This window comes from Vibrio sp. Vb2960, assembly GCF_033337665.1.
In the GTDB taxonomy this organism is placed as follows: Bacteria; Pseudomonadota; Gammaproteobacteria; order Enterobacterales; family Vibrionaceae; genus Vibrio; species Vibrio alginolyticus.
The window spans coordinates 125,378-151,389 of the sequence record NZ_JAWORD010000003.1; the positions used below are offsets into that span (position 1 = coordinate 125,378).

Consider the following 26,012-nt stretch of genomic DNA (forward strand, 5'->3'; position numbering starts at 1 on the left):
AGGAATTTCATGAAAAAGAACACCCTAGCACTCACAACGGCTCTCGCACTCGGAAGTGTGTTGTCTGTGGCGTATGCAAATGAAGCGGCGCAATCGTCGGTTGAACAGGTAACCCCGAAAACCATCACGTATCCAACCACACAAAAAGTGGATGTTGTCGATGACTACTTTGGTACAAAAGTGAGTGATCCTTATCGCTGGTTGGAAGACGATCTCAGCCCAGAAACCGCAGAATGGGTTAAGGCACAAAATGCAGTGACGTTTGATTATCTGTCGAAAATCCCTTACCGCGAGCAGATTGAAGAGCGCATCACTAAGCTCATGGACTACGAAAAGCAAAGCCAACCGTTCAAAGAGGGTAAGTTCACTTACTTCTACAAAAATGACGGGTTACAGAACCAAGATGTGCTTTATCGGCAGTTAGGTGATGGCGAAGCAGAAATTTTCCTCGATCCAAATACTTTTAGTGAAGATGGCACCACATCGTTAGCGGGAGTGAGCTTTTCACGAGATGGATCTTTGGTTGCATACAGCATTTCGGAAGGCGGTAGCGATTGGCGCAAAGTCATTGTGTTAGACACAGAAACCAAAAAGCCCGTCGGTGAAACGCTGGTGGATATTAAGTTCAGTGGCATCAGTTGGCTCGGCAATCAAGGCTTCTATTACTCAAGTTATGACAAGCCAAAAGGGAGTGAACTTTCCGCGAAGACAGACCAACACAAGCTCTACTTTCATAAACTAGGGACGAAACAAAGTGAAGACCAATTAATTTTCGGTGGTGTAAAGGACGAAAAGTATCGCTACGTTGGGGGTTACACGTCGGAAGATGAACGCTACTTGTTTATCTCAGCCAGCGTATCGACGTCGGGCAACAAACTGTTCTTCAAAGACCTGAGTAAGCCAAATAGCCCGCTGAAAACCATTTTAGATAACACCAGTTCTGATACTTGGGTGATAGACAACCAAGGCACGAAACTGTACTTGGTTACGAACCTTAATGCGCCGAACAAACGCGTCGTGACGGTGGATGCAAGTCAGCCGCAGCCCAAAAACTGGAAAGATTTGATTCCTGAAACAAAGAACGTGTTACGTGTTTCTACCGCGGGTGGCAATTTGTTTGCGAGCTATATTGTTGATGCGATCTCGATGGTGAAGCAATACGACATGAACGGCAAACTCATCCGAGAAATCAAATTGCCTGATATTGGCAGCGCATACGGTTTCTCGGGGAAAAAAGAAGAAACCGAAGTCTACTACTCTTTCACCAACTACAAGATGCCAAGCACTACCTATCGTCTGAACATCAAAGATGGTGATAGCGAGGTGTACTACAAATCTAAAGCGCCATTTGACCCTGTTTTGTATGAATCTCGCCAGGTGTTTTACACCTCAAAAGACGGAACAAAAGTGCCGATGATCATCACCTATAAAAAAGGGACACCGATGGACGGCAGTGCACCAACCATCCTATATGGTTATGGCGGTTTCAACATTAGCCTCACGCCATCTTTTAGCCCGACACGTGCGGCTTGGTTAGAGCTTGGTGGTGTTTACGCGGTAGCGAACATTCGTGGTGGTGGGGAATATGGCAAAGAATGGCACAACGCTGGCATTCAAATGCAAAAGCAAAATGTGTTTGATGACTTTATTGCTGCGGCTGAATTCCTAATTGATGAAAAGGTAACGTCATCAAACAAGTTAGCCATTAACGGTGGATCGAATGGTGGCTTGTTAGTAGGGGCCGTTATGACGCAACGTCCAGAGCTGTTTAAAGTGGCGCTGCCAGCAGTCGGCGTACTGGATATGCTGCGTTACCATACTTTTACCGCAGGTGCTGGTTGGGCGTATGACTACGGCACGGCAGAGCAAAGTAAAGAGATATTCCAATATCTGAAAAGTTATTCGCCGGTACACAATGTAAAAGCAGGGGTGGAATACCCAGCAACATTGATTACAACGGGTGATCATGATGACCGTGTTGTTCCTGCTCACTCATACAAATTTGCTGCTGAGTTGCAATCGAAGCAAGCGGGTTCAAATCCGACCTTAATTCGCATCGAAACCAATGCAGGACATGGTGCAGGCACACCAACGCGTAAAATAATTGAGACAAATGCAGATATTTATAGTTTTGCACTGTTCAATATGGGAATAGAGAAACTGCAATAGTGCGAATTGTTTGCGTTTTAGTTATCGAAACGCATCGGCGCTTTATCGCTCGATAATAAAAGGGAATCACAGAGAGTGATTCCCTTTTATTTATTATAGGCCTACTATTCTAATCTGATGCTAGGCTAATCAAACTAAGGTTTTTTAAATTATTATAATGTTCTAATTAATCTGAAGAGTGTTGTACGGTCGAAATGAAACATTGATCGCGATCACCTAAATCCATTGCACTCTCTATTTATATGGTAAAATTAATTAATCATTCGTTCTAATGATAATTGAATTTTCATAAGTTTTAATATTTCCTTCTTCATTGTTATTACCAAATTTCAAGTTATATAAGATATAAGTAGCGGTGATTGAACTTTTACGATGCTTTATTTTATTTTAATTAAAACGTCGAATGTTTCGTCATTATTGAATTTGCTTTGATAATTTATGTTATCCAAAGCGAGTTGTGTTGCTTGCTATTTATGATGACCTCATGACGTGAATAATTTTATAATCATTAAAATGGATACAGTTTTATGAATTTAGTGAAACCGTCTGTTGCCATTGTGGTTGCAGCCCTACAACTCGCGTCTTCTGCCTATGCGCAGACAAACAATAACGAAGAACTTCAAGATATGTCTGACCCACTTGCGGTATACACCCAAGCTGGCTTTGGTATTACTGATAAAGGTGCGAACATCAAAATCGGTCAAACTTACCAATCTAGCCAGCCTGGTACCATGGCGATGAACATCATTGAAATGAAAGGCATTGGTGGTGAGCTATTTGGCATTCGCGACAATGACGATCCAATATATGCCAACGTTGATGACAGCATTGACTCTTTCCGACTACGTAATTTCCAAGTAGAAGTCGCAAAAGGTCTAGGCCGTCAATTAGATGTAAACTACGACGTTGATAACGATAAATTAGATGCATCTTATAGCTTTATTCAAGGTCTACCTAAGTTTGGTATGTTGCAGCTATTTCCTTTAGCTGGTGCGGGTGTCACTATTGCTAATGATTTTAGTGGTGATGACAAAGGTTATGAAATTCCAGGTACTTTCACTGTTGTGGGTATGTACTCAAAAATTGAATTAACCGATAAAATCTGGATTAACTACAACCCAATGTATATGCATACGTTGTCAGGGTCTAGTCAATATAAAGATACTTATTATGCGGGTGAAGATAATATCTTGACTCATGAGTTTGCGTTGTCTTATCAAATTAATCCTCGCGCAAATATTCGTTACTTTGCAAACTGGAATGAGCACGTTAATTTCGGTGATGGTGATCACCGCATCGAATTTAACTACCAATTCTAACTCCCTCGTTTATTTCCAGAATGGAAAGTGTGTTTATCCATATATTTAAATATTTAGGCCAAAGCACTTTCTACATAAAGTAGGTTTATCATGAAAGCCAAATATAAATTTGCGTTGGTATCTATTGCTATATCTTCTGCATTACTATCAGGATGCAAAACTGGCGATATCGTAACGAAAACAGCCCAAGCACCCTCTGTTGAAACCGTTACCCTAACCGAAACAAAAATCACTCCTTATCATAATTTTATCGGTCGAACTGAAGCGGTAAATGACGTTGATATTATGCCGCGAGTCGGTGGCGAATTAACCGCGATTCATTTTAAAGATGGCGATATGGTCGAAAAAGGCCAATTGTTGTTTGAAATCGACGACCGTCCTTACAAAGCGGCACTGGCGTATGCAAAAGCGTCGTTGCAAAAAGCAAAAGCGCAACTCGTTCAAACTACGCGTGATGCAGAACGTGTGAAGAAACTCATCAAAGATAAAAGCATCAGTGAGCAGCAATACGATGACGCCATTGCCGCGCAAGCCGCAGCGATTGCTTCGGTAGAAGAGGCGAAGGCGACGCTGGTTTCAGCAAGGCTCGATCTTGAATTTAGCTCTGTGCGTGCTCCTTTCTCTGGTCGCGTGGGTTTCAGCAACTTCCGAGTGGGTGACCGTATTTCGAAAATTCAACTCGTTCCTCTTGTTTCGATCACTCAAGTAGACCCAATTCACTTTGGCTTTGATGTGGATGAGAAGCTCTACCGCCGCGTAAGAAGTGCGATTGATGTAGCTCATCGTAACGATGACAAACTGGATGTTGATTTAACACTGACGCTTTCAGACGGTTCATTGTATCCGCTTGATGGCAAGATCTACGCCGTTGGCAATAAGATCGATTTAGAAACAGGCTCAATTCGAGCAGAAGCACAATTCGATAATCCAACTTACGCGCTTATGCCGGGTGAATATGGCAACTTGACCATCAAGCTGCGCAACAAAACCATTGATGGTTTGCTTATCCCATCGGCGGCTGTTCAACAAGACCAAGCGGGTGACTACGTCATGGTGGTTGGTGATGATCACGTGGTGTCTCGTCGTAACGTTGAACTCGGTCAGACCTACGGTGTGAAACGTGCTGTGCTGACTGGTTTGGCGGCTAACGAAAAAGTCATCGTCAATGGTCTACAAAAAGTGCGTCCGGGTGCAACGGTGAAAGACGTTGAGCTACAGAGTGAACAAGGCTGAGTGAGTACTGATGTTAAGTAAATTTTTCATTCACCGGCCGAAGTTTGCTTTGGTGATCTCACTGGCGATGACATTGATGGGTATGATCGCCCTGAAAGTCTTGCCAATTTCTGAGTATCCTCAAATCTCTCCAACGGTAATTACGGTGAGCACCATGTATCCGGGTGCAAACGCGGACGTGGTTAAAAAGACCGTAGCACAACCGATAGAAGCCAAAGTCAACGGCGTTGAAGACATGATTTACATGTCTTCTGTGATTGGTAACGATGGCTCATACACATTGCGTATTTACTTCCGAGTGGGCGCAGATGGCGATATGGCGCAGGTTCGTGTGAACAACTTGGTGGCACAGGCGACGTCGTCTCTACCACAAGAAGTAAACCAAATCGGTGTGACGGTTAAGAAGAAATCTTCCGACATGCTGGGCGTTATCACACTGCGTTCTCCGAAACAGTCTCACGACAGTATCTACCTTTCTAACTACGCGGATCTCAATATTGTCGAGCGTCTAAAACGTATCGAAGGTATGAGTGACATTACGCTGCTGGGTAAGAAAGACTACTCAATGCGTATTTGGTTGAACCCAAATAAACTGGCTACCTTGAAGCTTTCTGCTAGCGATGTTATTGGCGCAATTAAAACGCAAAACATCCAAGTGGCGGCGGGTAAGATCGGTGGTATGCCAGCTCCGGGTGATCAGCAATATCAATATGTTTTGCAAACCAAAGGCCGCCTTACTTCTGCGGAAGAGTTCGAGAACATCATCATCCGTGCGAGCAAGAAAGGTTCTCTGATTCGCTTGAAAGATGTGGCTCGTGTCGAAGTTGGCGCACAAGGTTACGAAGCTGATGGTCGTATGAATAACGAACCAGCCGCCGTTCTGGCCTTGTACCAGTTGCCGACAGCGAATGCGCTAGACGTGATGGAGCGGGTGAAAGAGGCCATGAAAGAGTACGAGAAATCGTTCCCAGATGATTTGGTCTATGACATCGCGTATGACTCTACCGAATACGTAGAGACATCGATTGATGAAGTGTACGAGACGCTGGTGATTGCGGTACTTCTTGTCACCTTCGTTGTGTACGTTTTCTTGCAGAACTGGCGAGCGACCATCATTCCAACCTTAGCGATTCCGGTTTCCATCATTGCGACTTTCGCAATCATGGGCGTGATGGGCATGACCATTAACACCATCTCGTTGTTTGGCTTGATCCTCGCCATCGGTATCGTGGTGGACGATGCGATCATCGTGGTAGAGAACGTGGAGCGGGTTATCCATGAAGAGCATTTAGACCCGATTCCGGCCACGATCCAAGCTATGAAAGAAGTGACGGGGCCAGTATTGGCAACAACGCTTATTTTGTTGGCAGTATTCGTACCGGTTGCGCTATTGCCGGGTATTTCCGGTCGAATGTTCAACCAGTTCGCAGTCACCATCTGTGTGTCGGTGCTGATCTCTGCGATCAACGCATTAACGTTAACGCCAGCGCTTTGTGCGTTGATGTTGAAATCTACTCACTCGCAACCTATTGCGCCTTTGCGTGCGTTTAATCGAGGTTTTGAAGCAATAACGCGCAAATACCAAGGTTTAGTTGGCTTCTTGAGCCGTCGTATTGTGCTGAGTATCGGTGTGTATGGCGCGCTTATTGCGGTGCTGGCATTTGCGTTCATGACCGTACCTTCCTCTTTCGTACCAAACGAAGATAAAGGCGTGTTCATGGTCGAAATGCGTTTGCCAGACGCAGCAGCATTGCAGCGTACTGCACCATTAATGAAGAAGTACGTTGATGAGCTAAAACAGATGGAAGGTGTGGAGAACGTGGTTTCGGTTGCGGGCTTCTCGGTAATTAACATGGCGTCGATTCCAAACTCGGGCATGTTGATCATCAAACTGGATAACTGGAGCAAACGTAAAGACCCTGAGCTACACCAACGCGCGTTGATGAATAAAGTTAACCAAATGCTGAACTCAACGCCAGATGCCGCTTCGTTCGTTTTCGCGACGCCGGCAATCAAAGGTATGGGGGCGGTGGATGGTTTCAACCTTGTGTTGCAAGACAACTTAGGTCGTTCTCCACAAGAATTGGCAAAAACAACCGCTGATTTTGTTGCCCAAATCAACCAACAGCCAGAAGTGGCGCGTGCGTTCTCGATTTTCCGTGCGAACATTCCGCAACGATACATCGATATTGACCGTGATAAAGCGATTTCAATGGGCGTACCGTTGAATGGAATCTTCAGCACACTGCAAGCGCAGTTGGGCGGCGCATACATTTCTGACTTCAACTTGTTTGGCCGTTCGTATCAAGTGAAAGTGCAAGCAGAAGAACAATACCGTGACAACATCGACGACATCGACCATCTGTTTGTTCGTTCAAACTCTGGAAAAATGGTGTCACTGGCAACACTAGTGAAAGTGAAGCCGATCTTTGGCCCTGATACCTTGTCGAACTACAACATGTTCAGTTCTGCAACCGTGAACGGTGCGCCAGCGCCAGGTTACAGCTCGGGTGATGTTGTAAAAGCCATTGAAAAACTGGCTGCGGAATCTTTGCCAAGTGGTTACTCATACGAGTGGTCAGGCATGACTTACCAAGAGATGAAAGCAGGCAACATGGCGCCGATCGCGTTCGCATTGTCTTTGCTGTTCACATACTTGTTCTTGGTGGCTCAGTACGAAAGTTGGACCATTCCTGCAGCGGTAATGATGGCGGTTCCAGTCGCGATTCTCGGCGCAATGGGCACGCTACTGCTGGTGGGGCAACCGTTCGACTTGTACGTGCAGATTGGTGTGGTCATCTTGATCGGTATGTCCGCCAAAGTGGCGATTCTTATCGTGGAATTTGCCAAAGTTCTGCGAGAAGAAAAGGGCTTATCCATCATTGATGCTGCCAAAGAAGCTGCTCGAATCCGTTTCCGTGCAGTACAGATGACCGCATTTGCCTTCATCTGGGGGGTATTCCCGTTGGTGATTGCATCGGGTGCCGGTGCGGCATCTCGTCACTCACTGGGCTTTGCAGTATTCGGCGGCATGATTCTCTCTACGTTTGTAGGCACGTTACTGACGCCAGTGTTCTTCGTGATGATGCAATCTCTGCGCGAGAAGTTTAAGCGAAAGAAACCCACTGAACTTGAGGTGAGCGAGCAATAACGCTGATTTCAACTGACTGACTCCACAACACCCCCACGCTGTGTGCGATTGGCCAATGCCTTTCATTGATATACAACCACCGTCGCAGCGTGGGTTCCCCTAACAATAATAGGTTTTAGCATGAAAAATCTTTCAAAAATCGTCGTAGCGAGCTCTCTACTGACGTGTGCTGCTGCGCAAGCGGGTGGGTTATACCTTTATGAAACTACAGCATCGGATATTGGTTTGGCATCCGCTGGTATGGCGGCTCGTGCGCAAGATGCCTCAGTAATGGCAGCAAACCCGGCTGGTCTGGCGAATGTTTCTGGTAAATCTTTCTCTGGTAACCTGATTGGCCTTTACGGTGACGCGCAACTAGACACGATGACTAGCGATGCGGGCAACGTGATTGGTTTTGTTCCTATGGCGTCGGCATTTTACAGCCAACAAGTGAACGACAAATGGACGCTGGGTATTGGTCTGTATGGCAACTACGGCCTTGGCCTCGAGTACGAAGGTCTTTTGAATAATCATTTAGATATTCCTACAGCAACGACACAAGCGTTGACCATTCAACCTTCCGCTTCTTACCGCATCAATGATCACTGGTCTGTGGGTGCGGCGCTTGGCATTCAGTACGGTATGTATGAAGTGGAAACGAAGGGAGCCCTGAACTTCAATGACGAAGACCAAGATACTCAGGTCAACGGTCGAGTAGGTGTGCTTTATGAGGCAACACCAGGCACTCGTCTTGGTCTGTCTTACTCTTCTGAAACCGAATTTGAATTCGACAACAGCAACTCCATTGCTCCGCAACAACTGATCTTCAGTGCTTACCATGAAGTGAATGATGACCTAGCGGTGATGTGGAACGTGAACTGGCAAGACTGGAGCGAATACACAACCACGCTTAAGGCTGCAGAATTGGTCGATGTAGAGACACAAGACACTTACCAAATCGCATTGGGTACTCAGTACAAACTGAATGAAAAAATGATGTGGAATGCAGGTTTTGCATTCGATACCAGCATGTATGAAAGCCAATCAAACGGTGACATTACCGTTCCTACTGGCAAGGCGTACCGCATTGGTACAGGCATTGATTACAAATTGGATTCAGAAAACTCAATTGGTTTCGCGTTTGAAGCGATCTTGATGGAGTCTTCAGAAACAGAAACGCCACGCTTACAAGCTGGTTTTGATGAGCCTGCTCTGTACTTCATGAGCATGAGCTACAACTGGAAAAACTAATCATTCCTAATCGCTAAAACGCCTTCCTTACAGGCCATTCTACCCTAACTACCTGCACTGGATGCTGTCATGCCATCTAAGGTAGTTAGGGAGCTTCTGTCGTATCCAGTGAGTGATGATTCAAAAAGTATCTGCGCAGCTAAGTGCGGGTATTCAACATCTCAAAGGACTAAAAAATGAAAAATAAACTAGCGTTAGTGTGTACGACTTTGTTGGTCAGTACGCTGGCTCATGGTGCCGAGCATCGAGTAAAAGACAATAAAAACAAGTTGGCGGATGACCCAACAAAAGTCATCACGAAATTTGGCGCCTCGTACGCAAACAACTACGATTTTGATGATCAAAACATCTCATTCTCGGGCTCACTTGCGCTTGACCAAGCGCGCAAAATCAACCTGCGTATCAATGATGATGCGAGCGAGTGGCGTATTGGTGGCTCGTGGTTGTTTCCGGTCGGTATCGTGAACTTCAACTTCGGTAAAAATGAATACGTAAACGGCGCGGATCAAACCAACTACAGCGTTGGTACCTTTATGCCGCTAAGTTATTTCGGGATTGAGCCAGCAGGCTTCCAAATTTTCCCAATGGCAGGCTATACGTACAACACTGGTGATGTTCCTGTTTGTGACGGTGCAGAAAGTAGTCTCTGTAGCGAGCCTAACTTTACGGGTACGCCAAGTGCAGAGAATGGCTTCAATATGATGAGCTCTTCAGGCAGTAGCGGTTACGTTGGTGCATTTGCGCTGAAATCGTTTACCAAAGAGCTGACGTTAATCAGCTTCGCAGCAGGCACTTACGGCTCAGAAAACAGTGAAGGAGAGAACTACAAAGGCTTCTTTGGTGGTATTGGTCTTGGTTACCTCGTGAGCAAACGCCACTCATTTAACGTAATGACGTTTGTCATGGACAACAACACCTATTTGGATGAAGCAGACAAGCGCATCGTATTATCATATCAATATCAATTTGAATAAATAAAAACGCAGCCCAAATAGCTGCGTTTTTACTTTGATAGAATGAACTAGTGAATTGAGTTGTTTTCTTCGATCTTTTTCTGGTATTGGTGTTTTAATATATACATGCGCTTAACATCGCTGTAAGCGCCGTTAATAAAGTATTCTTCTACAAGGTGACCTTCTTCGATAAAGCCGCATTTTTTGTATAAGTGAATAGCGACTTCGTTATCCACTGCGACTAATAAGTAGATTTTACGTAGATTAAGAATTGAGAATGAGTAATCTAACGCACGATTAATCATCTCTGTCGCATAACCTCTGCCTTGATGCTCTGGGGCGATGATTATCTGAAATTCCGCGCTGCGGTGAATGTAGTTAATCTCGATCAGCTCAACTAAGCCAATTACGATGCCGTCTTCATCTTCGACGACAAAACGCCTTTCAGCGTCATCATGTATATGTTTTCGATAAAGTTCTTCGAGCTCGTCATAAGACTCGTAAGGTTCTTCGAACCAGTAGGCCATGATATTTCGGTTGTTATTCAGTTCATGAATAAAGCGCAAATCAGAACGCTCTAATGCACGCATTTTTAGGCCTTTCTTCATCATTTTTCTCCAATGAGGGCGGAGAATACCTCCGCACTTGATGCTAGAAAATATTACCGTATTTCACAAGAATAGCGCATCTTTTTTTGAAAAATATCCTGTGATTTTCAATGTGGAAACTTAGAGTTCACGACAAATATAAATTAATCTTTACGATAAAAAACTCGATTAGGTGCTTTGCCTAATATCGTATTAAATACTGCGCAACGACTTAGTGTCTTAATCTAAACAAACAAGGTATTCAATATGTTTTCAATCGGTGACGTAGTAGTAGCGACTAAAGGTATCGATCTTGGCGAAATGGTTGTTACAGGTTTAAGCAGTGGCGGTTTTTACACACATGTAAAAGCAGGCGAAAAAACACTAACTTACCCAGCTAAAGATCTTAAGAAAGCATAATTAAATTTGCTCATTCTTATTTTTAACTGGCTTAAAGTTCGTATTAGTTATTTTAAGCGGGTTAGAACCGATAAAAGGTAGCGCAATGAGTCGCTACCTTTTTTTATTTTTTCTACCTTTCTTCACCAATATGAAACTCAACGCGATTTCTTCCAGTTTCTTTTGCCTTGTAAAGTGCTAAGTCGGCGCGTTTAACTAATGGTTCAAATGAGTCGTCGAGACGACAGACTTGAGTTACCCCAATACTCGCGGTGAAGCTCATATCACAACCTGAATGTTGAACGGTCGTCGTTTCTAGTGCATTACGAATTGTTTCTAATGTGTCTAGAGCTTGCTGTGATGAGCGACTTCTTAATACGATGGCAAACTCTTCACCGCCAACTCTGGCAAGTAAGTCACAATCAAGTAGATGACTTTTAATAGTATTGACTGCATGGATCAGTGATTTATCGCCTGCGTCATGACCAAATCGGTCATTGAGGCTTTTAAAATTGTCGAGATCTAAAATAGCAACATGGAAGTCAATGCCCAGGGTTCGGTATTCATTTAGGCGGCTTTCGATTTGTCGCATGAACTCTCTGCGGTTTGGAATACCTGTTAGATCATCCGTCGTGGCGAGGTGTTCCATTTTCATAATCTGTATATGAAGGGCAATGTTTAAAGCAATCCAATTAGCGATGCACTGAAGCTGTGCCGCTTGTTCGTTTGTGTAAATGTGCGTTTGATGATGCGCAACATTAAGCGTTCCTAGGCAGACTTTACCGTGCATTAAAGGCGCGTCCATACACGTCCCCATACCATTGGATGCGAGCATCACACAATCGATCTCATCAGATTGCGTAACATCGTCGCAGATCATCAGTTGTTGCTTTTTGAACACTCGGCCAACAAACGCTTGATGAATGGGCACTAAAAATTCAGCGGGAATCGCTTTACTACCAGAGAAAGAGTAGACCTTTAAATGATCATTGTTTTCATAAAGTGTGATACTCGCACGGTCAGAATTAAATATACGATTTATCCATTCTGCCACCGTATCAAGTACTTGCTGTAGTGTTTCCGATTGAGCTAAAAAGTGAACAAACCCTATCGGCATACATATCGGACTTTCCATGTTTTGCATCGATAAGTCATCAGGGTTAAAAGTTCTTTCAAGTCTCAATAGACATCTCCTTGGCAATGTTGCAAATAACAACAATAAATTACGTGAAGCTATTTTGTAGAAAATGTGCTTCTTGGTAAGAGTATGGTTTAATTATCGCCATTTGTGTGAATTTGGTTGCTTAATGTGGGCGTTAACTCACCCTAAATAAGTAAATCTTATACCTATTTATAAGTAAGTCATTACTCAATAAGTGGTGTTTTTAAGATGGAAGTACAGAATGAGCCCTTCTGGAAGAGAAGGGCTAGAAAAGGATACAAATAGGGTCAGGTGAGTGGTGACTTAATTGTCTTTGTACTTTTGTAAAATCAACTGACTTATCTGCGCAACGAGTTGGTCCCTAGCTTGAAGTGAGAGCTCGGTTTCTGTGACATAAATACTAATGTAAACAGGTCGATGATTTTCCTTCCATATAATCGCGTTAATGCCACGCGAACCATGACCTCCCGCACCAGAACGGTCTGCAATAGACCAACCTGTTGGTAATACAGAACGCATTAACGAGTCTGAAACTTTGTTGTCCTGCATCCAGATTTTTAATTGTACACGAGACTCATAAGACAACGTTTCGCCTTCGACCAAAGTTCGAAGAGTGTTTAGTATGGCGTTAGGTGTGGTTGTGTCGCGGCTGTCGCCTGGTGTGGCTTCGTTCAAGCGAGGTTCTATTCTGTCTAGGCGCGTTGCTTTATCTCCAATTGTTCGCAGAAACATTGTTACGGCCTTAGGGCCGCCAATTTCATTTAATACTAAGTTGGCTGCGGTATTATCACTCATTAACATAGCGGCTTCACACGCGTGCTCTATGCGTGTGTTTTGGCCTGCGAGCTTATCCATCACTGGAGACCATACAACGATACTGCGCTCATCGACTTTTGCGGTCGCATTTTTACTTAGCTTACCGCTGTCCATATCACTTAGCATTTTGGCACAAGCTAGGGTTTTGAATGTGCTCATGAGTGGGAAGCGTTCATCGCCACGGTAATCCCAACGCTCGTCTGCTTGAGTATCCCAAACTGACACCCCAATTCTGCTTGAGGTTTGTTGCTCGAGGAGAGAAATGTCCTCATTCAATTGGGACGCGTAACTTAGGGTTGAGCAAACCATTAGCCCAGCCAACAAAAATAACTTTTTCATGGATCGTGTTCTTCAATTTTAGTTTTAGTTCGCACCGTAGCGATGTCACGTAAACTATAACGAGCCAATACTCTAAACACTGTTAAATCTATGTCTATTTTATGTAGGATTCTTTGCAATACGCTTAAACGGTCTCAATATGGGGAGAAGAGTGTTGCTATCAAGGCCTGTAGTTTGGCTTATATATTACGTCGGTGATTCGGTCATAAAAATATCTTAGCGTGAGACACTGGCTCAGAATTTCTTATCATGAGCTAACGAATAGTTTGATCCAGAGAAATAAAAGGAGCTGAATCATCAGCTCCTTTTGCCTATTTGGATAATTACTTACAGTTCAATCTTTTTAACCATGCCCGCTTCTGCATGGCCCGGAATGTTGCACGCGAACTCAATCTTGTTGTCACCGTGGAAATGCCACAACAACTGCTTCGCTTTACCCGGTTCGACCGTCACAGAGTTGCCCGAGTCGTGCATGTGATCACCACTCATTGTTTTCATCATTTCGCGATGTTCTAGCTGCTCTTTAGCCGAACCAATCGTAAACTCGTGGTTGATCTTACCTGTGTTCATGACTACAAACTGCACCACATCGTTTGGCTCAATCTTAACGTCTTTTTTGAACTTGATGGTCATGTCATCACCCAAGATAACGTGTACCACCTTGTCTGGCTTTGCCCCTTTTGCTGGCATACCTACTGCCGACATGCCCGGCATATCCATCATGTTTGAATGGTCCATTTTACTGTGGTCCATGTTTGAATGATCCATTTGGGCAAACGCAGTCGTTGTTGTTAGGGCTAGAGCAAGAGTGATTAGTGTCTTTTTCATTTTTATATCCTTGTTTTAATTCATTAATAACTTGGTTGCTTCCCCCCAAACGAATTGATTGAGGGGAAGGTAGGGATTAAGCCTTGTTGCCAGTGCGATCTGTGCTGTCGGCGTTTTCGATTTGGTTGCCAGTTTGCGTGCTTGTTTGGCTCGGAGTTGAGTTGTTTGGGCGCAACTCACGTTGTTTCCACAGCTTGAAGATGGCTGGAAGTACCAACAGCGTCAGCAGCAGTGCCGATGCCATACCGCCAATCATTGGTGCGGCGATGCGTTGCATTACTTCTGATCCTGTACCTTCGCCGTACATGATCGGAATCAGACCAATAATGACCGTCAGTACCGTCATCATTACTGGGCGGACACGCAGGCCTGCACCTTCACGAATGGCATCGGTTAGGTCTTTCGCCTCAAGCTTCTGTTGGCTCTCTTCCGCATCCAGCTTTTTGTAGTGCCATGCTTGGTTGAGGTAGACGAGCATGATGACCCCAATTTCAACCGCGACGCCTGCGAGGGCAATAAAGCCGACCCCAACAGCAATCGAGAAGTTGTAGTTGAGGATATGCATGAGCCACAAACCACCAACCATAGCGAGTGGTAGCGTAAGCATGATGATCATCACTTCGCCAACGCGACGGAAGCTGAAGTAAAGCAGCAGCATAATAATGGCGATGGTGATTGGTACCACGACACTCAAGCGGTCTTTCGCACGTTCCATGTATTCGTATTGACCAGACCAAGCCAGTGAGTAACCCGCAGGAAGTTCCAATTGATCAGCCACGACTTGCTGTGCTTCCACGACGTAAGAGCCAAGGTCACGACCATCGATGTCGACAAATACCCAGCCGTTTGGACGCGCGTTTTCCGTCTTGATCATCGGAGGGCCGTCTTCGTAACGAATGTCCGCTACATCAGCCAGCGCAATACGAGCACCATTTGGTGTGACTAATGGTAGGTTTTGCAGTTTAACCACTGAATCACGGTAGTCTTGTGGGTAACGAACGTTGATTGGGTAACGCTCCAAGCCTTCGATGGTTTCACCCACATTCATGCCGCCCACCGCAGTGGAGATCACCTGCTGAACGTCTTTGATGCTCAAGCCGTAACGCGCTGCTGCACGACGTTTAATGTCGATCGTGACATAACGACCACCTGCTACACGTTCTGCATAAACCGATGCCGTGCCTTGTACGCCATTAAGAATTGGCTCTAGCTGAGAACCGATCTTCTCAATCACTTTCAGATCAGGTCCGGCGATCTTAATGCCGATAGGGGTTTTGATGCCCGTTGCCAACATGTCGATACGCGTTTTGATAGGCATTACCCAAGCGTTAGTAAGACCAGGGAACTGAACCAACTTGTCGAACTCTTTGCGCAGTGACTCGGTTGTTACCCCTTCGCGCCATTGGTCGCGTGGCTTCAACTGAATCACGGTTTCAATCATGGTGAGTGGCGCTGGATCGGTTGCGGTCTCAGCTCGGCCAATTTTGCCCCATACGGTTTTCACTTCTGGAACGGTTTTGATCAGCTTGTTGGTTTGTTGTAGAAGCTCGCGCGCTTTACCAATTGAGATACCCGGATAGGTCGTTGGCATGTACATCAAGTCGCCCTCATCCAGCGGCGGGATGAACTCGCTACCCAGTTTACTGGTAGGGTAGTAAGCCGATGCCATCAGACCTAATGCGATAACAATCATGGTCTTAGGGTATTTTAAGCTGGTGTTCAACAGCGGACGGTACAATGCGACCAAGCCACAGTTAACCGGGTTTTTGTGCTCCGGTAACACCTTACCGCGAATGAAGTAGCCCATAAGAACAGGGACGAGTGTGATTGCCAACCCTGCTGCCGCTGCCATGGCGTAAGTCTTAGTGAACGCAAGCGGCGAGAACATCTTGCCTTCTTGGCCTTCTAAGGCGAACACCGGTACGAAGCTAAGAGTGATGATCAGCAATGAGAAGAACAGCGGAGCGCCGACCTCTTCTGCGGCTTTGCCAATTACTTGCCAGCGGTTCTTGTCGGTCAGTGGCGTTCGTTCAATGTGCTTATGAACGTTTTCAATCATAACGATTGCACCATCCACCATCGCACCTATGGCAATCGCGATACCACCAAGGGACATGATGTTGGCATTGATGCCTTGCCAATGCATTACGATAAACGCAGTGAGAATGCCAACCGGTAGGCTCAGAGCGATAACCAATGAAGAACGAATGTGGAACAGGAACAACGCACACACAATCGCGACGACGATGAACTCTTCTGCAAGCTTTTTCCATAGGTTTTCTACCGCTGAATCGATAAGGGTAGAGCGGTCGTAGGTTGCTACAATTTCCACGCCTTCTGGCAGGCTGCGTTGTAGGTCTGCTAGCTTGTCTTTGACTTTCGCAATCACTTCACTGGCGTTTTCACCAAAGCGCATCACGATAACGCCACCTACCGCTTCACCTTCGCCATTCAGCTCTGAGATACCACGGCGCATTTGTGGACCAAGGTTAATGTCTGCGATGTCTCCTAATAGCAACGGCGTGCCTTTCTCAGTGACTTTTAGCGGCAGTGACTTGATGTCTTCAATGCTGGTTAGGTAACCCGTGGTACGAACCATGTGCTCGGCTTCGGCCACTTCGATAACGGACGCGCCGGTTTCTTGGTTACCGTTTTGGATTGCCATGTTCACTTGTTGCAGAGTGAGGTTGTACGCACGCAGTTTGGCAGGGTCAATCTGCACTTGATACTGCTTCACCATGCCGCCCACGGTAGCGACTTCAGAAACGCCATCCACGGTTTGCAATTCGTACTTCAAGAACCAGTCTTGCAGGCTGCGAAGATCCGCCAAATCATGCTTGCCGGTTTTGTCTTGTAATACGTAGCTGTAAACCCAGCCCACGCCCGTTGCATCAGGACCTAGGGTTGGTTTTGCATTCGGTGGCAGCTTTGGTGCTACTTGGCTTAAGTACTCCAACACGCGTGAACGTGCCCAGTACATGTCGGTATCATCGTTGAAAATGATATAAACGTAAGAGTCACCAAAGAAGGAGTAACCACGAACCGTCTCAGCACCCGGCACGGCAAGCATGGCGGTGGTGAGTGGGTAAGTAACTTGATCCTCAACGACTTGAGGGGCTTGCCCCGGATAGCTTGTCTTGATGATCACTTGCACATCAGAAAGATCCGGAATCGCATCAACAGGCGTATTCTTTACACTGTAAAGTCCGCCTAATATAAGGGCTAAGGTCGCGACCAACACTAGGAATCGGTTGCTCAGTGACCAACGAATAATTGCATTGATCATAATTAACCCTCGACGGCTATTGTTGCAGGAACTAGCTGTTTAAGAACGTAGTCAGATCCTTGTTTTTCAACTAGAAACCGAACTTTCTGTCCTTCTTCAAAACCCGATAGATCAACATCTTCACCCACAGAGAAGTTCATCTCGCCAGCATCCCAGTTCCATTCTGCAACCGGTAGGTGGTTTAAGGTGATCATGCCAAAATCAGCCATCAGCATGCTAATGTCACCAGTTAGCCAAACCTCTGCGGCAATGACGCTGTTGTCTGCCTTGTAGTCGATGATTTGGTACTGACCGGACTCCGTCTTTTGCATTTCAAATTCGATAGCCTGACCTTTTTTCAAGTCACCCATCTCAACGCCATCTGCGAAAGTGAAGTTCATTACCATGCCCGGCCAATCCCATTCTGGTACAGGCTGGTGGTTGATGGTCAGTATGCGGTGATCTTTCATTACGTCTGTTATCTCACCTTTAGCCCATGCTGTTTCTGCCGCTGCTTCTACACCATTGATGCGAGACAGATCCGCCGACTGGCTTGATTCAGAGTCGAGCAAGAAGTGAGATGAAGTAACGATCTTATCGCCTTGTTTAAGTCCTTGTAATACTTCGATTTGTTCGCCAGCTTCACGGCCAACTTCAATTCGAGCAGAACGGTATTTGCCATCACCTTCCGCCAGAACAACGCGAGTCATACCGCCAGAGCGGATAACAGATGATTTAGGAATCGTTAATACTGCGTCGTCAGTGACAGGCTGCAGGGCAATATTGGCGAACATATTCGGCTTCAATGCGCCATCTGGATTAGGGAATTTAAGACGCACACGCAACGTACGTGTTTTCGGATCGAGGATTGGGTACACGTAATCTACGACACCTTGCCATTCATTGCCCGGAATCGCGTCAAGGGTCATCGTGGCTTGAGAACCTGCTTTCATCCAGTGTGCTTGACGCTCAAAGACCTCCGCATCAACCCAAACATTGTCCAAGGGACCTGCACTGATCACCGCTTGAGCAGGGGACAAATAGCCACCTTCACGCACGTTTAAGCTCGCGATAACACCATCAGCAGGCGCTTTAATTTCAATGGTTTGCGATGCTTTACCACTACGAGTAATGGATTTGATTTGAGTACGGTCAACCCCAAGCGTTACCAAACGCTCGGTCGCGCCTTTTACCAGACCTTTGCGGCCAGTGCGGTACGCATTCAGCAATTCTTCTTGTGCTTTAACCAGTTCAGGAGAGTAGAGAGTGAAAAGCACATCGCCTTTCTTCACTTTCTCACCCACGGCATTGATGTAGAGTTTTTCTACCCAACCCGCCACACGAACGTTGGTTTGCCATAACAGACTTTCATCAAAGGCAATATAGCCAACCGTTTCGATGCGTGGTGATAGCTGTTGTAGTGTCGCGTTTGCGGTTTTAACCCCGAGGTTGTTCTCTACTGAAGGGTCAATAGTCACTGTACCCGGTGCGTCTTGTTCACCGGATAGGTCTTCTGCGTAAACCGGAATCAAATCCATGCCCATTGGGGACTTACCCGGCTTGTCGCGTTTGTAATTCGGATCCATTGGGGCAACCCAGTAAAGCGGATCATTAGAGCTTGCAGCAGATTCGCCACCCATCGCACTCATGTCGTGAGTCGAGCCCGTAAGAAAATGATTAGCACCAAACCCTAAAGCACCACCAACAATCAGCGCGATGGTTGCAATTTTAAATGTTTTCATTGTTTTACCTTATTTTCCCCTTCACATTTGACGCTACAGCGTTGTTGCCTGCTCTCGTTCACCCAAATCACATAGCAGATCCCTTAGTTTGTTAGGGAAAGTGCTCATGGGATTCTCTCGTTTGCCGCCTAGCTGTAGCCCCAACTGTCTTGGGGAATCACAAATTAATATGTCGAAATAGAGCGAGCTTCCGGTGAAGCCACTTGATAGTCGAAACCACCGAGTAGGGTGGCTAAATTGCTGTTTGCGATGTTGAGATCGGTCAGTAGACGTTGTTGCTCCAATTGCAGAGCCAACTCGTCAGTCGTGGCGGAAATCACATCGTTAAACTGCGCTGTGTTGTTTTGATAACCCCGCTCAACGGCTTGGATGCGCGCTTTCGCTTGAGGCAATAAGGTGGATTGATAACGTTCTAAGCGTTGGGTTAAGTTGCCGCGATCAACCAGCAAAGTGTTCACCTTGGCATTCATCTGCGTTAGTAAGGTGTCCTTTTGTGATTGTGCCGCGCCAACTTGGTATTGAGCGGCCGCGAGATTGCGATCTTGGCGGTCACCCGTAAACAACGGAATGTCCATGGTGAGGTAAGCGCTGACCAAGTCTGATGCTGGCTCACCCATCATATTGTCGGCTTGGCGGTAGGCGTACATTACTTCGACGCCAAATTGTGGGTTGTAGGCTTGCTCAGCAATTTCCACCTGAGTTTTATTGGCAGAGATGCTGACGTCGGCCATCTTGACCATCGGGTGTTGGCTGAGTTGTTGATAATGCTTGGTGGAACCCTGACTAGCAGCAAGTTTGCCGTTCAGTGTGTCCCAATTAAGTTGGTTGCTCGCGTGCAGAGCCTGTTCATTCGCCAACCAATCTGAACCCAACCATTCGGAGAGTTGAGAGATAAGACGACGTTGCATTTGTGCATTGGCTTGCAGTTTCTCATCCAACTTGCTGACTTGTAATTGAGCGTTGAGTAGGTCTTGCGCTTCACTCTTACCAATCGAATAGTTGGTTTGAATAAAGCTTTCCATCTCCTTCATCAACTTGCGGTTCTCAAGCATGATTTGCTCCGCGCGTTGCTGGTAACCAAGTTCTAACCAAAGTTGAGTCATGCTGTTGGCTACCTCAAGCTCACGAGCATGGACTTGAAGCCCAAGGCCGTCAGCTTGTTGATTGGCTTTCTTCTGTTGTAAATCAAGCGTCGAGCCACGCTCAAATTGTTGCATTAAACCAACGGAGATGTTGGTCATTGGGTCTTCATCGAATTTGAAGCTGTCGACAGGCAAGCCACCAAAACCCACTTTCAGTTTTGGGTCCATTAAGGTCGAACTCGCGACGCCCGTTTCACGCATGGCAGCAGATTGCGCTGAGTATTGCATACGATTGCCATCGTTACTCAAAGCGACGTTGATCAGTTGGGCAAGCTTGGTCGTTGAAGCTCGCTCACTTGATGCGGAATTTTGTGCTGCGTGCGTCTCTTTACCAGCGGCGTTAACCAAGGTTGGCGCAGCGACCAGAGCCACCATAAAAATAGGTGCAGCTAAGCGGTATGGTTTGATATCCATAATCTAAATCCAGTGTTCGCCGGATCGATGGAGGTGCGGATTTTATTGCGGGAACAGTAAAGCCTTGTTACCTCATCGCTCAGGCGCATTAAAACAACCTGCGATACACGTGCAGGGTCGAATGCTAGGACGGATTTAGGCTATAGGAGGTCGGTACAGGTCGCGGCTGACGTGTACGACTGGGGAAGCAACTTCAGGAGTAATAGTTGCGCGATAGACGACGGGCATCGGGCTATTGACAGGATTCGGTAGGGGGACGAAAACTATCGTACACGCGGCAGTACAGCAGGTATGAACCATGCCGGAGCCTCCACCACAGTTCATGCTGGTTTCTCTTGCATCGCCATCTTCGGACATAGAACCGTCAGTCATGGAGACGTCCATCATGTCAGGCATACCGCAGTGTTCGCTGTCACTCATCATAGAAGGATGGTGAGCCATGCCAGTAGACATCATTTGAATATTCATCAACGGTTCACTGTTCACCACACTAGATACCAATAGTACTAGCGTCGTGAAGAGAGTTAACCAGATTGTATGCAGCGATTTTAAGTGCATACCCTTTCCCATGTGTTTGATGAAAATGATGAAAACCCTTCGATTCTAAAGGTTAACCTAAGGGTAAGGTCAATCATTTATTACTCTTATTATCAAAATAGTCCACCCCTTCAGTTTTCGCACTTTCGAGGGAGTAAAACGTTTGTTAAACACCGAGTGTTGAAAGTTAGCGAAAGAAACCCTCGCTTTTTATGACACGTGAAAAATGTGGTTTATAAGTTTTACATCACACTAACTTGTCTTACAAATGATTATCCTTATAGAATGCATGGTTTTACTTGTGCAGATTTGGATTTGCTTTGCTGCGGGGGTTGCATGATAGAAATTGTCATCGATGGAAAATATAGAATTGTAGAAGAGGGTCTAACCCTTTTAGAAGCAGCAAAAGTGTGTGGGGTCGAGATCCCATCGCTATGCGGAATGAACAAAAGTAATGAAAAAGTACCGTGTGACTTGTGTGTAGTTGAAGTCGAAAGTGGCGGTACTAAGCGTGCGTGTGAACTCGAAGTTTACCGTGGTCTCAATGTGGTTACGCAATCAGAGCAGTTAAGCGAGCACCGCAGAAAAGCACTTAATCGCATCATGACGGACCATTACGCCGATTGTGAAGCGCCATGTAAAACCGCGTGTCCAGCGGGTGTAGACATCCAATCCTACCTTTATCACATCGCACAGAACGATCATCAAAAAGCGATTGAAGTGATTAAGCGTACGCTTCCTATGCCGTTATCGATTGGTCGTGTGTGTCCGGCATTCTGTGAGAGCGAATGTCGCCGCTCGTTAGTCGATGAGCCTATTGCAATTCGTCAGCTTAAGCGTCATGCCGCAGATGCGGATTTGTCTGCGCATGAAGCCTATGTACCAGAAAAGAAATCAAGCAAAGGGTTGAACATTGCCGTCGTAGGCAGTGGTCCTGGTGGTCTAACGGCTGGCTACTACTTATCGAATGAAGGCTACGACGTCACTGTCTTTGAATCCATGCCAAAAGCGGGCGGTTGGTTGCGTTATGGTATTCCTGAATATCGCCTACCAAAAGACATTCTCGATAAAGAAATCGAACTGATGTGCCGCAATGGCATGCAGGTTCGCACCAACCAAAAACTGGGTGTGGATTTCACGCTTTCTCAATTGAGCGAAGAATACGATGCAGTGTGTTTGGCTGTCGGTGCGTCTCAAGCGGTTGAAATGCATTACACAGGCAGCGACCTTGAAGGTTGTTACCTGGGCGCTGATTACCTGAAAGATTACGTTACTGAGCAAAACTACGTCACGGGTCAGAAAGTCGCGGTGATTGGTGGTGGTAATACGGCAATTGACTGTGCTCGTACTGCGCGTCGTGCTGGTGCAGACACCACGTTGATTTATCGTCGTACACGTGACGAAATGCCGGCGGAAGACTACGAGATTGTCGAAGCGGAACACGAAGGGGTGAAATTCCACTTCTTGACCAACCCTGCAGAAAACCTTGCCGATGAAACCGGACGCGTGAGTGCGATTCGTCTAGAGCGCATGGCGTTGGGTGATCCGGATGCATCTGGTCGTCGAAGCCCTAAACCAACCGGCGAGTTCTTTACCGAAGAGTTCGACACCGTGATTGCGGCAGTATCGCAAAAGCCAGATCTGAGCTTCCTCGAAGGCGAAGATTTGTCGATTCCACTTACGCGTTGGAACACCTCCGATGCAGATGAAAAGACCATGCACACAGGCACGGGTAACATCTTCAGTATTGGTGATTTCCGCCGTGGTCCAGCAACGGCAGTTGAAGCCGTGGGTGATGGTCGCGTTGCGGCAAAAGCCATTGATCTGTTTTTGAATGGCGATATGGCAGACATGCCAAAGGCGGCGTTCAACTCACGAAAAGAGAAGAAACTTTCTCAAGTCGATCCGCTTCACTTCGAGAACATCCAAAAAGTCGCTCGTTCTATCATGCCTGAACTGACTCCAGCACAACGCGAGCAAAGCTTCGCTGAAGTGGAGTTGGGCTTTGATAACGAAGAAGCGATGAAGGAAGCTGCGCGCTGTCTAGAATGTGGTTGTCAGGCAAATACCGACTGTGCGTTGCGTGATTACTCCACCGAATATGAAGCTGAGCAAAGCTTTGACTTCTCTTTGCAGATTAAATCGCATCAAGATTGGTTAGATCTTCGTGCTAAAGACTTGCGTCATAAGTACGAAGTTGACCGCAGTTCTGAGTTTATTGAGTTTGATGCTAACCGCTGTATTAGCTGCGGTCAGTGCATCCAAGCGTGCCGCGACAAAGCCGTACACGGTGTACTGAACTTCGTGTGCGATAAACAAGGTCGTCCGGCATTACGTCCTGATGATCGTCCACACTTTGGAAGTAATAAGAATGGCTTAACCCTAATGGGCGATTCGAACTGCGTACAATGTGGCGCGTGTGTTCAAGTGTGTCCAACGGGCGCGATGGTCGATAGTCGTGACCGTTCACAAGGTCGTACTGAAGATCTGAAAGCGGTCGACACCATTTGTACATACTGTGGTGTGGGCTGTAAGTTGACCATGTTCGTGGACGAAGCAACCAATACGATTCGTTACGTGAAGGGCGGTGACTCGCCAGTGAACCAAGGCATGCTGTGTGTGAAAGGACGCTTTGGTTTTGACTTCATTGGCAGTGAAGAGCGTCTTACCACGCCATTGATCCGTAAAGATGGTTGGTTGCAGCCTGCAAGCTGGGAAGAGGCGATTCAACTGATTGCGAGTAAGTTCTCTGGCATCAAGCAAGATTTTGGCAGCAACGCATTGGCGGGCTTCTCTTCAGCGAAAACCACTAACGAAGACAACTACGCGTTCCAAAAATTTGTCCGTCGTGAACTGGGCACTAACAACGTCGACCACTGTGCGCGTTTGTGCCACGCATCGAGTGTAACCGGTCTTGAGGCATCACTGGGTAGTGGTGCAATGACCAACGACATTCCAAGCATTAAGCACTCGGATGTGATCTTTATTATCGGTTCGGATACTACATCAGCACACCCGATCATCGCTTCACATATCAAACAAGCCATTCGTCACCACGGCGCTCGCTTGATTGTGGCTGACCCGAAACGTGTCGATATGGCAGAGCATGCAGAGCTGTATATGGCGCACCGTCCGGGTACAGATGTGATGCTCCTAAATGGTGTCATGCAGCAGATCATCAAGAACGGTTGGTACGATCAAGAGTACATCGAAGAACGTGTCGACGGCTTTGATACCTTATTGCAAGAAGTGATGTCGCCAGCTTACAACCTCGATAAAGTGGAGTTGGTTACGGGTGTTAAAGCTGAAGACATTCAAGCAATGGCGCGCATGATTGGCACGGCAGATCGTACCGCTGTGTACTACTCGATGGGTATTACTCAGCACACGACAGGTCATGACAACGTGCGTTCTATCGCTAACCTGCAATTACTGTGTGGCAACATCGGTATTGAAGGTGGTGGTATTAACCCGCTACGTGGTCAATCTAACGTGCAAGGCGCGTGTGATATGGGCGCGTTGCCAAACAGCTTCCCGGGCTATCAAAAGGTATACAACCCAATTGTGCGACAGAAGTTTGCTATTGAATGGAACGCACCAAATCTGCCTTCTGAGCAAGGTCTAACCCTGACAGAAATCATTGATGCGGCTTGCCATCGTGACGTTCGTGGTATGTACATCATGGGTGAGAACCCAGTGTTGAGTGACCCGAACCAAGCGCATGTGATTGAAGGTTTAGAAGCACTCGACTTCTTGGTGGTTCAAGACATCTTCCTAACGGAGACTGCACAATACGCGGATGTGGTCCTGCCTTCTTGCTCGTTTGCAGAGAAAGCGGGTCACTTCACCAATACGGAGCGTCGTGTTCAGCGCGTGAATCCGGTTGTAACTGCACCGGGTGAAGCGAAAGAAGATTGGTGGATTATTCAAGAAATCGCCAATGCAATGGGCAGTGATTGGGATTACCACTGCGTGTCTGATATCACTAACGAGATTGCACGAGTGACGCCTCAATACGCAGGTCTTCGTTGGGATGCGATTACGCCAAACGGTGTGCAATGGCCTAGCAACAAGAACAACCCAGCAGGTACTCGCATCATGCACCAAACCCAGTTTACTCGTGGTAAAGGGCAAATGGTGGGTGTACCGTTCCGTTATGCGGCTGAGCTGCCAGATGAAGAGTACCCACTTGTGTTAACGACGGGTCGCGTACTTGAGCAGTTCCATACTGGAACCATGACGCGCAAAACCAAAGGGTTGGATAATCTTGCTGGCCCTCGCGCAATGGTGAGCGTGGAAGACGCAGAAGCACTTGGCATCAGTAATGGTCAGCGTCTGACGGTGTCTACACGTCGTGGCAGCATTGAGATTGATGCCTTTGTGACTAAGCGGATTCAAAGAGGTGTGGTGTTCATTCCTTTCCACTTTGTTGAATCGCCAGTCAACCGCCTAACGACAATGGCAACTGACCCGCATGCGAAGATCCCTGAGTTCAAGGTCGCTGCGGTTAAAGTGGAAGTGAGCGAAAAAACAACGCAGACAGAGTCTCTCGAAGATAGTTACCAACACGTTTAAATTCGGCGAGTCACGTTGTTGTGGTCACTGACAATTTGAGCCTAGTTGATGGGCGGATAATCTAATCTTGATTTCCGCTCTCACTACATTCACTCGGGGGGGCTTTTTCTTCAAACTCCTTTTACTTTTCTGTTATCACCGCGCTCCGGTT

At 46.5% G+C, this 26,012-nt stretch carries 16 protein-coding genes; 8 read left to right on the forward strand and 8 right to left on the reverse strand.

Annotated elements, in window-relative coordinates; genetic code table 11:
* The first annotated feature begins 9 nt into the window (after positions 1-9).
* From R7O03_RS03905 to R7O03_RS03930, 6 genes are all read left to right on the forward strand, one after another.
* Positions 10-2,169 carry a prolyl oligopeptidase family serine peptidase gene (locus tag R7O03_RS03905; RefSeq protein ID WP_258480878.1) on the forward strand — a complete coding sequence of 720 codons (2,160 nt, stop codon included), beginning with the start codon at positions 10-12 and terminating at the stop codon, positions 2,167-2,169.
* A 527-nt stretch (positions 2,170-2,696) separates the two neighbouring features.
* Positions 2,697-3,488, forward strand: coding sequence for a hypothetical protein (locus tag R7O03_RS03910; protein WP_005385107.1), 792 nt, complete (start codon positions 2,697-2,699; stop codon positions 3,486-3,488).
* A gap of 90 nt (positions 3,489-3,578) precedes the next feature.
* Entirely contained in the window at positions 3,579-4,721 is a 1,143-nt protein-coding gene (vmeP, locus tag R7O03_RS03915; RefSeq protein WP_005385108.1) for an efflux RND transporter periplasmic adaptor subunit VmeP, read from the forward strand.
* Positions 4,722-4,731: 10 nt separating this feature from the next.
* Complete coding sequence (gene vmeQ, locus R7O03_RS03920; RefSeq protein WP_213968298.1) at positions 4,732-7,872, forward strand: efflux RND transporter permease subunit VmeQ; 3,141 nt, start codon at positions 4,732-4,734, stop codon at positions 7,870-7,872.
* A 120-nt stretch (positions 7,873-7,992) separates the two neighbouring features.
* Complete coding sequence (locus tag R7O03_RS03925; RefSeq protein WP_256896123.1) at positions 7,993-9,102, forward strand: OmpP1/FadL family transporter; 1,110 nt, start codon at positions 7,993-7,995, stop codon at positions 9,100-9,102.
* Positions 9,103-9,278: 176 nt separating this feature from the next.
* Positions 9,279-10,076 carry a hypothetical protein gene (locus tag R7O03_RS03930; protein WP_005385112.1) on the forward strand — a complete coding sequence of 266 codons (798 nt, stop codon included), beginning with the start codon at positions 9,279-9,281 and terminating at the stop codon, positions 10,074-10,076.
* A gap of 47 nt (positions 10,077-10,123) precedes the next feature.
* On the opposite strand, the gene speG is transcribed toward R7O03_RS03930, so the two are convergent.
* Entirely contained in the window at positions 10,124-10,663 is a 540-nt protein-coding gene (gene speG, locus R7O03_RS03935; RefSeq protein WP_005375417.1) for a spermidine N1-acetyltransferase, read from the reverse strand.
* 246 nt (positions 10,664-10,909) lie between these two features.
* Between speG and R7O03_RS03940 the strand changes: the two genes are divergently transcribed.
* The gene (locus tag R7O03_RS03940) at positions 10,910-11,062 is read left to right on the forward strand and encodes a hypothetical protein (protein ID WP_005375418.1); all 153 of its coding nucleotides are present in this window, start codon (positions 10,910-10,912) and stop codon (positions 11,060-11,062) included.
* A 112-nt stretch (positions 11,063-11,174) separates the two neighbouring features.
* Here the strand turns inward: R7O03_RS03940 and R7O03_RS03945 are convergent, their stop codons facing one another.
* The 7 genes from R7O03_RS03945 to R7O03_RS03975 form a co-directional block, all read right to left on the reverse strand.
* Entirely contained in the window at positions 11,175-12,224 is a 1,050-nt protein-coding gene (locus tag R7O03_RS03945; protein WP_025998663.1) for a sensor domain-containing diguanylate cyclase, read from the reverse strand.
* Positions 12,225-12,506: 282 nt separating this feature from the next.
* Positions 12,507-13,358 (reverse strand): carbenicillin-hydrolyzing class A beta-lactamase CARB-42, encoded by an 852-nt coding sequence (locus R7O03_RS03950; RefSeq protein WP_005375420.1) that lies wholly within the window; start codon positions 13,356-13,358, stop codon positions 12,507-12,509.
* 327 nt (positions 13,359-13,685) lie between these two features.
* The gene (gene copI, locus R7O03_RS03955; protein ID WP_170893348.1) at positions 13,686-14,186 is read right to left on the reverse strand and encodes a copper-resistant cuproprotein CopI; all 501 of its coding nucleotides are present in this window, start codon (positions 14,184-14,186) and stop codon (positions 13,686-13,688) included.
* A gap of 76 nt (positions 14,187-14,262) precedes the next feature.
* A complete protein-coding gene (locus R7O03_RS03960; protein ID WP_170893347.1) occupies positions 14,263-17,472 on the reverse strand; it encodes an efflux RND transporter permease subunit in 3,210 nt (1,069 codons plus the stop codon).
* 2 nt (positions 17,473-17,474) lie between these two features.
* Positions 17,475-19,193 (reverse strand): efflux RND transporter periplasmic adaptor subunit, encoded by a 1,719-nt coding sequence (locus tag R7O03_RS03965; RefSeq protein WP_318131517.1) that lies wholly within the window; start codon positions 19,191-19,193, stop codon positions 17,475-17,477.
* A 164-nt stretch (positions 19,194-19,357) separates the two neighbouring features.
* Positions 19,358-20,749, reverse strand: coding sequence for a TolC family protein (locus R7O03_RS03970; protein ID WP_318131519.1), 1,392 nt, complete (start codon positions 20,747-20,749; stop codon positions 19,358-19,360).
* A 135-nt stretch (positions 20,750-20,884) separates the two neighbouring features.
* Complete coding sequence (locus R7O03_RS03975) at positions 20,885-21,307, reverse strand: hypothetical protein (RefSeq protein WP_285398789.1); 423 nt, start codon at positions 21,305-21,307, stop codon at positions 20,885-20,887.
* A gap of 315 nt (positions 21,308-21,622) precedes the next feature.
* Between R7O03_RS03975 and fdhF the strand changes: the two genes are divergently transcribed.
* Entirely contained in the window at positions 21,623-25,861 is a 4,239-nt protein-coding gene (gene fdhF / locus R7O03_RS03980) for a formate dehydrogenase subunit alpha (RefSeq protein ID WP_318131521.1), read from the forward strand.
* The last annotated feature ends 151 nt before the right edge of the window (positions 25,862-26,012 follow it).